Source organism: Enterobacter cloacae complex sp. 382A5 (assembly GCF_050031095.1).
Taxonomy (GTDB): domain Bacteria; phylum Pseudomonadota; class Gammaproteobacteria; order Enterobacterales; family Enterobacteriaceae; genus Enterobacter; species Enterobacter cloacae.
Map to the genome: position 1 here is coordinate 3,316,362 of NZ_JBLGVK010000001.1, position 14,173 is coordinate 3,330,534.

Sequence of the window (14,173 nt, forward strand, 5' to 3'; positions counted from 1 at the left end):
TCCTTTTACGTATCGGTCAGATAGTATCGCCGCAGGCTGCGGCATAAACTTTGAAGGCTGCCAAACTCTCACCATCACACATTAAAAATTGTTATCAATTTATAACAGCCATGTTACCCGTCTCAAAAGCAATGCCTCCCCCGTCTGCTATGCTTTTTTGTTAAGTCCATCATGATTTTTCCAGAAGTGTGAACTAACGCACTCGTCTAACGCTTTTATTTTCAAGGAGTCATGACTTATGAACCAACTTGACGGCATCAAACAATTCACGACCGTGGTTGCAGACAGCGGCGATATCGAGTCGATTCGGCACTACCAGCCTGAAGACGCAACCACCAACCCGTCGCTGCTGCTCAAAGCGGCAGGGCTTTCCCATTTTAGTCATCTGATTGATGACGCCATTGCCTATGGCAAACAGCGCGGCAAAACCCAGGAACAACAGGTTGCCGAAGCCAGTGACAAGCTGGCGGTTAATTTCGGTGCGGAAATTCTGAAAAGCATCCCGGGGCGCGTCTCCACCGAAGTCGACGCCCGCCTCTCTTTCGATAAAGAGAAGAGCATCAATAAAGCCCGCCGCCTCGTCGAACTCTACCAGGAGCAGGGGATCGACAAATCACGCATTCTGATTAAGCTCGCCTCCACCTGGGAAGGCATCCGCGCGGCGGAAGTGCTGGAAAAAGAGGGGATCCACTGCAACCTGACGCTGCTGTTCTCGTTTGCACAGGCGCGCGCCTGTGCCGAAGCGGGCGTATTCCTGATCTCACCATTCGTCGGGCGCATCTACGACTGGTATCAGGCAAAACAGCCGATGGATCCGTACGTGGTGGAGGAAGACCCGGGCGTGAAGTCGGTACGTAATATCTACGACTATTACAAGCAGCACCGCTACGAGACCATCGTAATGGGGGCCAGCTTCCGCCGCACCGAGCAGATCCTGGCGCTGGCAGGGTGTGACCGCCTGACCATCTCCCCTGACCTGCTGAAAAAGCTGCAGGACAAAGAAGAGACGGTAATCCGTAAACTGGTGCCGACCTCCACCGTACTGCCCAAACCGAAAGCCATGACCGAAGCGGAATTCCGCTGGGAGCACAATCAGGACCCAATGGCCGTGGAAAAACTGGCGGACGGCATCCGCCAGTTCGCCGTCGACCAGCGCAAACTTGAAGATCTTCTCGCCGCCAAACTTTAACCTTGCCACGGAGTGAACTATGTCCCGTAAAGAGTTAGCCAATGCCATTCGCGCCCTTAGCATGGATGCCGTGCAAAAAGCCAATTCCGGCCACCCTGGCGCACCAATGGGCATGGCAGATATTGCCGAAGTGTTGTGGAATGACTTCCTGAAGCACAACCCTAACGACCCCACCTGGTACGATCGCGACCGTTTTATTCTCTCTAACGGCCACGCGTCGATGCTGCTCTACAGCCTGCTGCATTTGTCCGGCTACGATCTGCCGCTCGAAGAGCTGAAAAACTTCCGCCAGCTGCATTCGAAAACCCCCGGCCACCCGGAGATTGGCTATACGCCAGGGGTGGAAACCACCACCGGGCCGCTGGGACAGGGTTTAGCCAACGCCGTTGGGCTGGCCATCGCGGAACGCACGCTGGGTGCGCAGTTTAACCAGCCGGGGCATGACATCGTCGATCACTACACTTACGTCTTTATGGGTGACGGCTGTCTGATGGAGGGGATCTCCCATGAGGTCTGTTCGCTCGCGGGCACGCTGGGGCTGGGCAAGCTGATTGGCTTCTATGACCACAACGGCATCTCCATAGACGGGGAAACCGAGGGCTGGTTTACCGACGACACGGCAAAACGGTTTGAAGCCTACCACTGGCATGTGGTGCATGAAATTGACGGCCACGATCCCGAGGCGGTGAAAAAAGCAATTCAGGAAGCGCAAAGCGTGAAGGACAAACCGTCGCTGATTATCTGCCGCACGGTTATCGGCTTTGGTTCGCCGAATAAAGCAGGTAAAGAAGAGGCGCACGGTGCGGCGCTGGGTGATGAGGAAGTGGCGCTGACCCGGCAGAAACTGGGATGGAAATATCCGCCGTTCGAAATTCCGAAAGAGATTTACCGCGCATGGGATGCCCGTGAAGAGGGTGAAAAGGCCCAGCACGCCTGGAACGAGAAATTTGCCGCCTACAAAAAGGCCTACCCGGAGCTGGCGGCCGAATTCACCCGCCGCATGAGCGGAGGGCTACCGGAGGACTGGGAAGAGAAAACGCAGGCGCTGATTGAAAACCTGCAATCTAACCCGGCCAAAATCGCCACCCGTAAGGCATCGCAAAACACCCTGAATGCGATTGGCCCAATCCTGCCTGAACTGCTGGGCGGCTCGGCGGATCTGGCCCCCAGCAACCTGACCATCTGGTCTGGCTCGACATCGCTGAAAGAGGATATCGGCGGAAACTATATTCACTATGGCGTACGCGAGTTCGGCATGACCGCCATTGCCAACGGTATCGCTCATCACGGGGGATTTGTCCCCTACACCGCCACCTTCCTGATGTTTGTGGAATACGCCCGTAACGCCGCACGCATGGCGGCTCTGATGAAAGCGCGGCAGATTATGGTTTACACCCATGACTCCATCGGGCTTGGGGAAGACGGGCCAACCCACCAGGCCGTTGAACAGCTGGCGAGCCTGCGCCTGACGCCAAACTTCAGCACCTGGCGTCCGTGCGATCAGGTCGAGGCCGCGGTGGGCTGGAAGCTGGCAGTAGAGCGCCATAACGGACCGACGGCGCTGATCCTGTCACGTCAGAACCTGGCGCAGATTGAGCGCACGCCGGAGCAGGTGAAAGACATTGCCCGCGGCGGTTACATTCTGAAGGACAGCGGCGGCAAGCCGGATGTGATCCTGATTGCCACCGGTTCCGAGGTGGAGATTACCGTCAAAGCGGCGGAGAAGCTGACTGCCGAAGGTCACGCGGTGCGCGTGGTTTCCCTGCCTTCAACCGACATCTTTGACGCGCAGGATGAGGCATATCGTGAATCGGTCCTGCCATCCAGCGTGACGGCCCGCGTGGCGGTTGAGGCGGGCATTGCCGACTACTGGTACAAATATGTCGGGCTGAAAGGGGCCATTGTCGGCATGCGGGGATACGGTGAATCGGCGCCGGCCGACAAGCTGTTCCCGTATTTCGGTTTTACCGTTGAGAACGTCGTTGAGAAGGCGTTAAGCGTGCTTTAGTGGGGCCTGCGTGCCCGGTGACGCTACGCTTACCCGGCAAAACTAGCGTGTGATCCACAACGTGGGCCAGGCATCTGGCCCATTCCAGTTATCGCAGCTGGGCTCCTCGGCATAACGCACCAGACGGAAGCGCTGGCCGTCAAAGCGCCAGCGCGTCTGGATACCGCAGTCGGCAATCCCCCGCCCTAACGCCAGGGTGGTCAACTCACGCGTTTTCTCATCAAAGCGAGCGTTCATTAACTCCATTTCACTGCTGCCGCTGGACGGCGTAAACGGCAGACGCAGCCTGACGCTACGGGAAGAAAACGGTTTTTTACGTGATACCAGCCAGGCCAGATCGACGGTGTTATACGCCCCCGCTTCGCAACTGACGATCAGCAGCGCTTTGTCATCGGTAAGCGCAGTGACGCGCACTTCCCGACGGTTGGGGTCGAGCGAGCACTGGCTGTTATTCATCCGCCAGGTACCATAATCCAGCAGATCGTTCAGTTCGCTGTGGGAGAGCGGTGTCGGGGTGGGATTCACAACCGTCACCTTTTTCAGGGCCGGTGCGGGCGGCACGCTTAACGGCGGATCGTCACCTTTTTTAATCCAGGCGGTTTCACTGCCGACGCGCTTTTGCTGCGCATCGATAAACAACAGCGCCGCTTTCAGGCCACTGAGGGAGATCGCCTGCTTGCCATCACGCAGGGTTAGCGCTTTCCCTTCCTGGATATGCTTAAGAAATGCAGTGATGGTCGCAGCATCGTCCGTTTTCAGATGCCATGGCGTTAACTGCCAGTGCTGACGCTCCAGCGTCACGGGCACCCCATCAAGCAGCAGGCGCGGCGCAATTGCAGGCTCTTTGACAGACGGGTCTGAAAGACCGCCGAGATCGATACGTAACGAGGCATCGGTTTTCGCGCCAGCGCTGCGGCTAAGCGTCATCACCAGACCACGGTGTTCACCGGTGTTGCGTGCCAGGCAAAAATTCTGGTTATTGCAGGTCACCTGCCAGTCTGAGAATGATTGCTGTGCAGGCGCAGCCCACACCCGCGGTGCGGGGAGCACACAAATCAGGAAAAAAATAAAAACGCAGTAGCGCATGAATGGCACAATCCCGGAACGAAAACGCTTAACTGGGCAGTATCTTCGTGTTCCCGCCGGGGTTGCTCAATCGGATTTATCGGATAGATTTATCCGAAAAACAAACTACATCCGTTCGAAAGAGGGATCCATCAGCCCGGTTGTTTGTAAATACTGCAGTAATATTACAGCCTTACCATCTTTAATTTCCCCGGTACGGATCATCTCCAGCGCCTGGACAAACGGTATCTCCAGCACCTCGATATCTTCATCTTCCACCCCACCGCCCTGATGGATACGATGCGCATCGCTGTATTCGGCAATAAAGAAATGGACGATTTCCGTCACGCCGCCGGGTGACATAAACAGTTCGAAAACTTTTTTCACCTCACCCACTTCAAAGCCTGTCTCCTCGATGGCTTCTTTGCGGATACACACTTCCGGCTCATCGTCATCCAGTAGACCTGCGCAGGTTTCAATCAGCCGTCCGTCCGGATTGCCATTGACCCACGTCGCCACCCTGAACTGGCGGATCAGCACCACGCTCTGCTTTTCACGGTTATAAAGCAGAATGGTTGCCCCATTGCCGCGGTCGTAAACCTCACGTTTGTGGCGGATCACGTCCCCGTTATTACGCGTTAAATCATAGGTGATGTTACGCAGGACAAAGTAATTATCAGAAAGGATTTTGTCTTTGATAACGTCAATTTTCAGGGTCATACGGGCTCCACGACACAATGAGTCTGCCTATATTACGCCGTGAACCCCGCTTTGTCGCCCACCCGATTTAATGCGTTTTTAACGCGCTGACGCCCAGCCAGTCGAGGATACCCTGCGCAGCATGTCGCCCTTCCGCCATGGCGGTGACCACTAAATCTGCGCCGCGTACGGCGTCACCGCCTGCGAAAATTTGCGGGTTAGAGGTCTGATAGCGATAGCGGCTCTCCACCGAGGCGATAATTCGTCCCCAGCTATCCGTCTCCACGCCCTGCGCCTGCAGCCACGGCATCTCGTGTGGATTGAAACCAAATGCCATGATCACCGCATCCGCAGGCATCACAAATTCGCTCCCCGCTATCGGTACCGGCCGTCGACGGCCCTGAGCATCCGGTTCGCCGAGTTCGGTACGCAGCATGCGAATGCCGTTGACCTGTCCGTCAGGTGCCAGAGTTAACTCCACGGGCTGAACGTTAAACTCAAACGCGGCGCCCTCTTCCTTCGCATTCTTCACCTCTTTTTTCGAGCCCGGCATATTGGCTTCATCCCGGCGGTAGGCACAGGTTACCTTCGCCGCACCGTGACGTAACGCGGTGCGGACACAGTCCATGGCGGTATCGCCCCCGCCGAGCACCACCACGTTCAGCCCCCGGGTATCGATAAATGGCTCTTTGGTTGTTGCCTCAAGCCCCATCACGTGGCGGGTGTTTGCCACCAGGAAAGGTAACGCGTCATAGACGCCGGGCGCATCTTCATGCGCGATACCCGCTTTCATGGAACGATAGGTTCCCACGCCAATAAACAGGGCGTCGTATTCGCGTTGCAGCTGTGACATCAGCACATCCTGTCCGACGTCGCAGTTCAGAACGAACTGGATCCCCATGGCCGTGAATATCTCCCTGCGCCGTGCGAGCAGCGATTTATCGAGCTTAAAGGCCGGGATACCAAACGTCAGCAAGCCGCCAATCTCCGGGTGCCGGTCATAGACCGTGACGCTGACACCGCTGCGCGCCAGCACGTCGGCACAGGCAAGCCCCGCAGGCCCCGCGCCGATCACCGCCACACGTTTATCAACCGGCGTCACGCCGCTCAGATCCGGCTTCCAGCCCATCGCCAGCGCCTGGTCAGAGATATAGCGCTCGATGTTGCCAATGGTCACCGCGCCTGAGATATCACGCACGGTGCAAGCGCCTTCACATAATCGGTCCTGCGGACAGACGCGGCCGGTAATTTCAGGTAAACAGTTGGTCTGGTGTGAAAGCTCAACCGCCCCGGCGATATCCCCCGCTTTAACGCGTTCAATCCACTGGGGGATATGGTTGTGCAGCGGACAGGTCCATTCACAAATGCTGTGTTCGCCGCACTTCAGGCAGCGCGATGCCTCACGCGCGGCCTGCTCTGCCCGAAACGGCAGGTAGATCTCCTGAAAATGGCTGACGCGTGCTCTCGCGGCGAGTTTATCCGGCTCCCCGCGTCGCGGTGTGTTTCTCATCTGCTCAAGGCGGGTGTGCGGCAGGTCTGGCCTTACCGCCTCGCCGTGCCAGGGCTGCGCCTCCTGACGGGCGGTGCGCTGGCGGCGGGTTTTCGCCAGGTGATTCAGCACGGCGGGCGTCGCCAGGGTAAGCACCTGTGCCGGACAATTTTCGATGCAGGCCGGGCCCTGTGGGCGCGTGTGGCAAAGATCGCATTTATGCGCCGAGGCTTTTACGTTGCCCTTGTCGAGAGGCGTAACAACGATCTCCATCGTGCCGAACGGACAGGCAACCACGCAGGCTTTACAGCCAATGCATTTTTGTTGATTCACCTGTACGCTGTCATCGCATTTGCTGATGGCCCCGTTAGGGCAGCTCTGTGCGCAGGGCGCATTTTCGCAATGGTGGCAGGTTACAGGCGTGCTCTTCGCGCCAGATTTCAGGACAGTGATGCGGGGATGAAAATGGCGTTCGCTCAGCACGTGTTGTTCATCGTTGTGCGCCATCACGCAGGCCACTTCGCACGCACGGCACCCTATACACTGCTGGCTGTTGGCCATAATAAAACGATTCATAACGACACCTGTTTTTGGTTCAATAACCTTATTCTTTATAGGAATATTGTATTTACCCACGGCGGCGCTATCAGGCAATGTACAAATGCCCAGGAAGCCGAACTATCTCCAGTGAACCTGTGGCAGATCAATTTTTTTCAGGAAGCTGTTCTGTGACCGTTAAACGACCCGTTTCCGGAAGCCTGGCCCGGGCTTTCATTTCCATTATCGTGCTGTCCGTTCTGACCAGCACCGTCGCACTGTTCACGCTTGCCAGCAGCCAGCGGGATGCAGAAGCCATCAATATTGCCGGTTCCCTGCGAATGCAGAGCTACCGTCTGGGCTATGAGATGCAACGCAACAGCGACGCCCTGGCGGCGCATCGCGAGAGCTGGCAGCAGACGCTGAGCGCCCCTGCGCTACAGAAGCTGAGCCGCTGGTACGTGCCGGACGATGTTAAGGCGCGCTATCAGCAACTGCATCTGGCATGGCAGGAGATGGACAACCACATCGCTCGCGGCGATATCGGGTGGTATCAGGCCCACATTGAAGACTTTGTCGGCCGGATTGACGCCTTTGTGCTCGCCCTTCAGCACTACACCGAACATAAAATCCGGGCGGTGATTCTGATCTCCCTGGCGGGCGGGATGGGCATCCTGATCCTGACGATCTTTACCCTGCGACGCATCCGCCGCCAGGTGGTGTTACCGCTGAATAATCTGGTGGCGGCCAGCGAGCGCATTGAGCGGGGGCAATTCGATACGCCTGCACCGGATACCGCGCTGCCAAACGAGCTGGGCCAACTTTCCCGGGCGTTCAACCACATGTCTGCCGAGCTGCATACGCTGTATCGCTCGCTTGAACACTCCGTAGCGGAAAAGACGCAGCATCTGAATGAGGCGCATCAGCAACTCGAGATGCTGTTTAAATGCTCTCAGGCACTGAATACCGGCCAGATAGACAGCCACTGTTTCCGGCATATTTTGCAGATAGTGCATGAGTACACGCAGATGAACTACCTGGAGTTGCGCACCAGCGACGACTGGCGGCTCAGTGAGGGTATCGAATCAAACGGGAGCCCTGTCCAAACGCTGCCCGTGCTGATGCAGGATACCCTGTACGGGGAATTACGCTGGCAAAGCGAGACGGGCCACGTTCCTCTGCCGCTGATGGAAAGCGTGGCGACAATGCTCGGACGCGGACTGTATTTCAACCAGGCGCAAAAGCACTACCAGCAGTTGCTGCTGATGGAAGAACGCGCGACGATCGCCCGCGAGCTGCACGATTCCCTGGCGCAGGTACTGTCGTATTTACGTATTCAGCTGGCACTGCTGAAACGCGCTATCCCGCAGGAAAATGCCCCGGCGCAGACCATTATCACCGACTTTTCCCGCGAGCTTAACAACGCCTGGCATCAATTGCGCGAGCTGCTTACCACCTTCCGCCTGACGCTTAACCATGCCAATCTGCCCGCGGCCCTACAGGAGTCACTGGACGGGTTACAGAGCCAGACGCAGGCAAAGCTGCACCTCGACTGCCGCCTCTCCTCGCTGGCGCTGGATGCCCAGAAACAGGTGCATTTGCTGCAGATCGTGCGTGAAGCGGTGTTGAATGCGATGAAGCACGCCCAGGCCAGCGAGATAACCGTCAGCTGCGTGACGTCTGCTGACGGCACCCACAGCGTCAGCATTCGCGATAACGGTATCGGGATTGGCGAAGCCAGCGAGCCGCCGGGGCATTACGGGCTGAATATTATGCGCGAACGCGCGGCGCGACTCGGCGGAACGCTGCACTTTTCCCAGCCGCAAAACGGGGGGACGCTGGTGAGCGTGATCTTCCCAACAAACGGGGCCGGGAGGTAAATAACGGTAAAAGGTGAAGCGCAGAGAAAAGCGCATGATAATTTACACTATCTCCTTTATTTCTCCACGTTTGGTCTTCGTCTTGCCGCTAAAGTGATGCGGGCAATAAACAATAATGACGTGCAGCAAAACGAGGTCTCATTTTCATGGCGAATTTTTTTATCGATCGCCCCATTTTTGCCTGGGTACTTGCCATACTGTTGTGTCTGACAGGTGTCCTGGCCATTACTTCACTTCCTGTTGAGCAATATCCCGACCTGGCACCACCAAACGTGCGCGTCACGGCAAATTACCCCGGAGCTTCAGCACAAACGCTGGAAAATACCGTCACGCAGGTTATCGAGCAGAACATGACGGGTCTGGATAACCTGATGTACATGTCCTCGCAGAGTAGCGCCACGGGCCAGGCGACCGTCACCCTGAGCTTTACCGCCGGTACGGATCCGGACGAAGCCGTACAGCAGGTGCAAAACCAGCTGCAGTCGGCGATGCGTAAACTGCCTCAGGCGGTGCAGAATCAGGGGGTTACCGTACGTAAAACCGGTGACACCAACATCCTGACTATTGCGTTTGTCTCTACCGACGGCTCCATGGATAAGCAGGACATTGCGGACTACGTCGCCAGTAATATTCAGGATCCCCTCAGCCGTATTAACGGCGTCGGTGATATCGATGCTTACGGCTCTCAGTATTCAATGCGTATCTGGCTTGATCCGAATAAGCTGAACAGCTTCCAGATGACGGCAACCGACGTGACGGATGCCATTAAATCCCAGAACGCCCAGATTGCTGTGGGACAACTGGGGGGAACGCCCTCTGTCGATAAACAAGCGTTGAATGCCACCATTAACTCACAGTCGCTGCTTCAGACCCCGGAGCAGTTTCGCAACATTACCCTGCGCGTAAATCAGGATGGTTCAGAGGTCCGCCTGGGCGATGTCGCCACGGTAGAAATGGGGGCAGAGAAATATGATTATCTCAGCCGCTTTAACGGTAACCCGGCCTCCGGTCTGGGGGTAAAACTGGCCTCCGGGGCCAATGAAATGGCCACCGCGCAGCTGGTGCTGGATCGTCTGGATGAGCTGTCGCACTATTTTCCCCACGGGCTGGAATACAAAGTCGCCTACGAAACCACCTCCTTCGTTAAAGCCTCTATTGAAGATGTGGTGAAAACGCTGCTGGAAGCGATCGCGCTGGTCTTCCTGGTCATGTACCTGTTCCTGCAAAACTTCCGCGCAACGCTGATCCCGACCATTGCCGTTCCGGTGGTGCTGCTGGGTACCTTCGCGGTGCTTTACGCGTTTGGTTACAGCATTAACACCCTGACGATGTTTGCAATGGTGCTGGCGATTGGCCTGCTGGTGGACGATGCCATCGTGGTGGTCGAAAACGTCGAGCGCATCATGAGCGAGGAAGGGCTTTCCCCGCGTCAGGCCACGCGTAAATCGATGGGACAAATTCAGGGGGCGTTAGTTGGCATCGCGATGGTGCTCTCGGCGGTCTTTATCCCGATGGCGTTTTTCGGCGGCACAACCGGCGCCATTTATCGTCAGTTTTCAATCACCATCGTCTCCGCAATGGTGCTCTCGGTGCTGGTGGCGCTGATCCTCACGCCTGCCCTCTGCGCCACCCTCCTCAAACCGCTACATAAAGGGGAGCAGCACGGTCAGAAGGGCTTCTTTGGCTGGTTTAACCGCATGTTCAACCGCAGTGCTGCGCGTTATGAAACCGCCGTCGGCAAGGTGCTGCACCGCAGCCTGCGCTGGATGATGATTTACGTTGTGCTGTTGGGCGGTATGGTGTGGCTGTTCCTGCATCTGCCGACTTCGTTCCTGCCGCAGGAAGACCGGGGGATGTTCATCACTTCGGTGCAGCTCCCGAGCGGGTCAACGCAGCAGCAAACGCTGAAGGTAGTTCAGAAGGTGGAGCAGTACTTCTTTACCAAAGAAAAAGATAACGTGGTGTCGGTCTTCTCCACCGTCGGCTCCGGCCCGGGCGGGAACGGGCAGAACGTTGCGCGTATGTTTGTGCGCCTGAAAGACTGGGACGCACGCGATACGAAAACGGGCACCTCGTTTGCCATTATCGAACGCGCGACCAAGGCCTTCTCCCGTATCAAAGAGGCTCGCGTTTTTGCCAGCAGCCCACCGGCTATCAGCGGTCTCGGCAGTTCTGCCGGGTTTGACATGGAGTTGCAGGACCATGCCGGTGCGGGCCACACGGCGCTGATGGCGGCACGCGACAAGCTGTTAGAGCTGGCCGGTAAAGATCCGGGTCTGACCCGCGTCCGTCACAACGGTCTGGATGACAGCCCGCAGCTGCAGGTGGATATTGATCAGCGTAAGGCGCAGGCGCTGGGCGTTTCCATCGACGACATCAACGACACCCTGCAAACGGCGTGGGGTTCAAGCTATGTGAATGACTTTATGGATCGCGGTCGCGTTAAAAAAGTGTATGTGCAATCCGCCGCGCCATACCGCATGCTGCCGGACGATATTAACCTCTGGTATGTCCGCAACAATGCGGGCGGCATGGTGCCGTTCTCCGCCTTCGCTTCCTCGCACTGGGAGAGCGGTTCTCCGCGTCTGGAGCGCTATAACGGCTATTCCGCCGTTGAGATCGTCGGTGAAGCCGCGCCGGGCGTCAGCACCGGTACGGCGATGGACACCATGGAAAAGCTGGTGCAACAGCTGCCCGCTGGCTTTGGTCTGCAGTGGACGGCCATGTCTTATCAGGAGCGGCTCTCTGGGGCGCAGGCTCCCGCGCTTTACGCGCTTTCGCTGCTGGTGGTCTTCCTCTGTCTTGCGGCGCTGTATGAAAGCTGGTCAGTCCCGTTCTCGGTCATGCTGGTGGTGCCGCTTGGCGTGATCGGCGCGCTGCTCGCCACCTGGATGCGCGGTCTGGAGAACGACGTTTACTTCCAGGTGGGGCTGCTCACCGTGATTGGGTTGTCGGCAAAAAACGCCATTCTGATTGTTGAGTTTGCCAATGAGATGAATGCGAAAGGCCATGAGCTGATGGCTTCCACGCTGCATGCCTGCCGTCAGCGCTTACGTCCAATCCTGATGACCTCGCTGGCGTTTGTCTTCGGGGTGTTACCAATGGCAACCAGCTCAGGCGCAGGCTCCAGCAGCCAGCATGCGGTAGGTACAGGCGTCATGGGAGGAATGATTTCAGCCACAATCCTGGCCATTTATTTTGTGCCGCTGTTCTTCGTGCTGGTGCGCCGCCGCTTCCCGCTCAAGGAACGGCCTGAATAAGATAGTGAAAATAAAAAAGGCGGCTCAGTAGGCCGCCTTTTTACTGTGCGATTAATTCACACTATGGTTATTTTACTTATTTAAGTGCTCTTGCAATTCTTACTGAATGTCATTTACGAAGCATGCCTTCGATAAAATCTTTCCAGTTCCCCAGTTCACGTTCAATCATAACAACCTCTCTTATTATTATGCGCATTCTACGAAAACGTATCATCATTGTGAAGACAATTTAACCGATTGCTGTGATTGTACCCCGTCTGCGCGCTGGATTTATGATAAATATGAACGGAGAACCTTAAATTTTGTGTGACGGCCAGCAATATTTTGAAATAACCCTACGCACGGGTGAGTTTTATTTTACCCGCTGAGTTTACAGGCAATTTATACCTGATGGACATCTATGCTTAAATGATGAAAGAATATTCAGCGTACAGGTGTGAGTTGAATTAAAAAGAGGTGTTAATCCGGAGCGTTTCTGAATGTGTTATATTCCGTTTAAGGATATATCTTCGAATTTACTGAACATTTAATGGTCATAAGAACAAAAGGATTCAACATGATTATCATGTATGGCATTAAAAATTGTGACACGATCAAAAAAGCCCGTCGCTGGCTCGAAGCTAACAACGTCGAGTACCGCTTCCACGATTACCGTGCCGATGGGCTTGATGCAGAATTTCTGCATACCGCCATTAACGAACTGGGGTGGGACGCGCTGCTGAACACCCGCGGCACGACCTGGCGCAAGCTGGACGAATCACTGCGTGCCAGCATCAAGGATGCCAACAGCGCAGCAAATCTGATGCTTGAAATGCCAGCAATCATCAAACGCCCATTGCTCTGCGCGCCCGGGCAGCCTATGCTGCTGGGTTTCAGTGAAACCCTTTATTCCGACTTTTTTCGTTGAGGTGTAGTTTATGTCATGCCCGGTCATTGAGCTGACTCAGCAGCTTATTCGCCGTCCTTCCCTTAGCCCGGACGACGCAGGTTGTCAGGCATTAATGATTGAGCGCCTGCGTGCCATCGGTTTTACCGTGGAGCGTATGGATTTTGGCGACACCCAGAATTTCTGGGCGTGGCGTGGCCAGGGCGAAACGCTGGCCTTTGCCGGGCATACCGACGTGGTTCCCGCAGGTGATGCGGACCGCTGGATCAACCCTCCGTTTGAACCAACCATCCGCGATGGCATGCTCTTTGGCCGCGGCGCCGCAGACATGAAAGGCTCCCTGGCGGCAATGGTTGTGGCGGCTGAGCGCTTTGTCGCCCAGCACCCGAACCATAAAAACCGTCTCGCGTTTCTCATTACCTCTGATGAAGAAGCCAGCGCCCATAACGGCACCGTCAAGGTAGTTGAGGCCCTGATGGCCCGCAACGAGCGTCTGGACTACTGTCTGGTCGGCGAGCCGTCCAGCACCGAGGTGGTGGGCGATGTGGTGAAAAATGGCCGCCGCGGTTCGTTAACCTGTAACCTGACCCTTCACGGCGTACAGGGACACGTGGCGTACCCGCATCTGGCCGATAACCCAGTTCACCGCGCAGCGCCGATGCTGAGTGAACTGGTGAGCATTGAGTGGGACAAAGGCAATGAGTTCTTCCCGCCAACCAGCATGCAGATTGCGAACGTGAAGGCCGGAACCGGCAGCAACAACGTGATCCCGGGCGATTGTTTCGTTCAGTTTAACTTCCGTTTCAGTACCGAGCTGACCGATGAGATGATCAAAGCGCGCGTTATCGCCCTGCTGGAAAAATATCAGCTGCGTTACACTGTGGACTGGTGGCTTTCCGGCCAGCCGTTCCTGACACAGCGTGGCAAACTGGTGGATGCGGTGGTGAACGCCATCGAGCACTATAATGAAATTAAGCCACAACTGCTGACGACGGGTGGCACCTCAGACGGACGCTTTATCGCCCGCATGGGAGCTCAGGTTGTCGAACTGGGGCCAGTGAACGCGACCATTCATAAAATCAATGAGTGTGTAAATGCCGCGGATTTACAACTGCTGGCCCGTATGTATCAACGTATTATGGAGCAAATCGTCGCCTGAC

10 protein-coding genes are annotated in these 14,173 nt (G+C 56.2%); 6 read left to right on the top strand and 4 right to left on the bottom strand.

Going from position 1 to position 14,173, the window contains the following annotated elements:
- Positions 1–238 precede the first annotated feature (238 nt).
- Positions 239–1,189, top strand: coding sequence for a transaldolase (gene tal, locus ACQG2G_RS15630; protein ID WP_013098213.1), 951 nt, complete (start codon positions 239–241; stop codon positions 1,187–1,189).
- 19 nt (positions 1,190–1,208) lie between these two features.
- Positions 1,209–3,197, top strand: a complete 1,989-nt coding sequence (tkt, locus tag ACQG2G_RS15635) for a transketolase (protein WP_061771876.1) — start codon at positions 1,209–1,211, stop codon at positions 3,195–3,197.
- A gap of 42 nt (positions 3,198–3,239) precedes the next feature.
- Here tkt and ACQG2G_RS15640 read toward each other — a convergent pair whose 3' ends face one another.
- The 3 genes from ACQG2G_RS15640 to aegA all read right to left on the bottom strand — a co-directional run bounded on the left by ACQG2G_RS15640 (position 3,240) and on the right by aegA (position 7,026).
- Positions 3,240–4,283 carry a DUF1176 domain-containing protein gene (locus tag ACQG2G_RS15640; protein ID WP_426769280.1) on the bottom strand — a complete coding sequence of 348 codons (1,044 nt, stop codon included), beginning with the start codon at positions 4,281–4,283 and terminating at the stop codon, positions 3,240–3,242.
- Positions 4,284–4,388: 105 nt separating this feature from the next.
- Positions 4,389–4,982 (bottom strand): GDP-mannose pyrophosphatase NudK, encoded by a 594-nt coding sequence (nudK, locus tag ACQG2G_RS15645; protein ID WP_013098216.1) that lies wholly within the window; start codon positions 4,980–4,982, stop codon positions 4,389–4,391.
- A gap of 67 nt (positions 4,983–5,049) precedes the next feature.
- Complete coding sequence (aegA, locus tag ACQG2G_RS15650) at positions 5,050–7,026, bottom strand: formate-dependent uric acid utilization protein AegA (RefSeq protein WP_061771877.1); 1,977 nt, start codon at positions 7,024–7,026, stop codon at positions 5,050–5,052.
- Between the two features lie 152 nt (positions 7,027–7,178).
- On the opposite strand from aegA, the gene narQ reads away from it, so the two are divergent.
- Both narQ and acrD read left to right on the top strand, forming a co-directional pair.
- Positions 7,179–8,867 carry a nitrate/nitrite two-component system sensor histidine kinase NarQ gene (narQ, locus tag ACQG2G_RS15655; protein ID WP_058679511.1) on the top strand — a complete coding sequence of 563 codons (1,689 nt, stop codon included), beginning with the start codon at positions 7,179–7,181 and terminating at the stop codon, positions 8,865–8,867.
- Positions 8,868–9,013: 146 nt separating this feature from the next.
- On the top strand, positions 9,014–12,127 hold the full coding sequence (gene acrD / locus ACQG2G_RS15660) for a multidrug efflux RND transporter permease AcrD (RefSeq protein ID WP_061771878.1): 3,114 nt from the start codon (positions 9,014–9,016) through the stop codon (positions 12,125–12,127).
- A gap of 109 nt (positions 12,128–12,236) precedes the next feature.
- On the opposite strand, the gene ypfM is transcribed toward acrD, so the two are convergent.
- The gene (gene ypfM, locus ACQG2G_RS15665; RefSeq protein WP_015572204.1) at positions 12,237–12,296 is read right to left on the bottom strand and encodes a protein YpfM; all 60 of its coding nucleotides are present in this window, start codon (positions 12,294–12,296) and stop codon (positions 12,237–12,239) included.
- A gap of 387 nt (positions 12,297–12,683) precedes the next feature.
- On the opposite strand from ypfM, the gene ACQG2G_RS15670 reads away from it, so the two are divergent.
- Positions 12,684–13,034: an ArsC family reductase gene (locus tag ACQG2G_RS15670; protein ID WP_061771879.1), complete on the top strand. Its 351-nt coding sequence runs from the start codon at positions 12,684–12,686 to the stop codon at positions 13,032–13,034.
- A gap of 10 nt (positions 13,035–13,044) precedes the next feature.
- On the top strand, positions 13,045–14,172 hold the full coding sequence (gene dapE / locus ACQG2G_RS15675; RefSeq protein WP_061771880.1) for a succinyl-diaminopimelate desuccinylase: 1,128 nt from the start codon (positions 13,045–13,047) through the stop codon (positions 14,170–14,172).
- Position 14,173 lies beyond the last annotated feature (1 nt).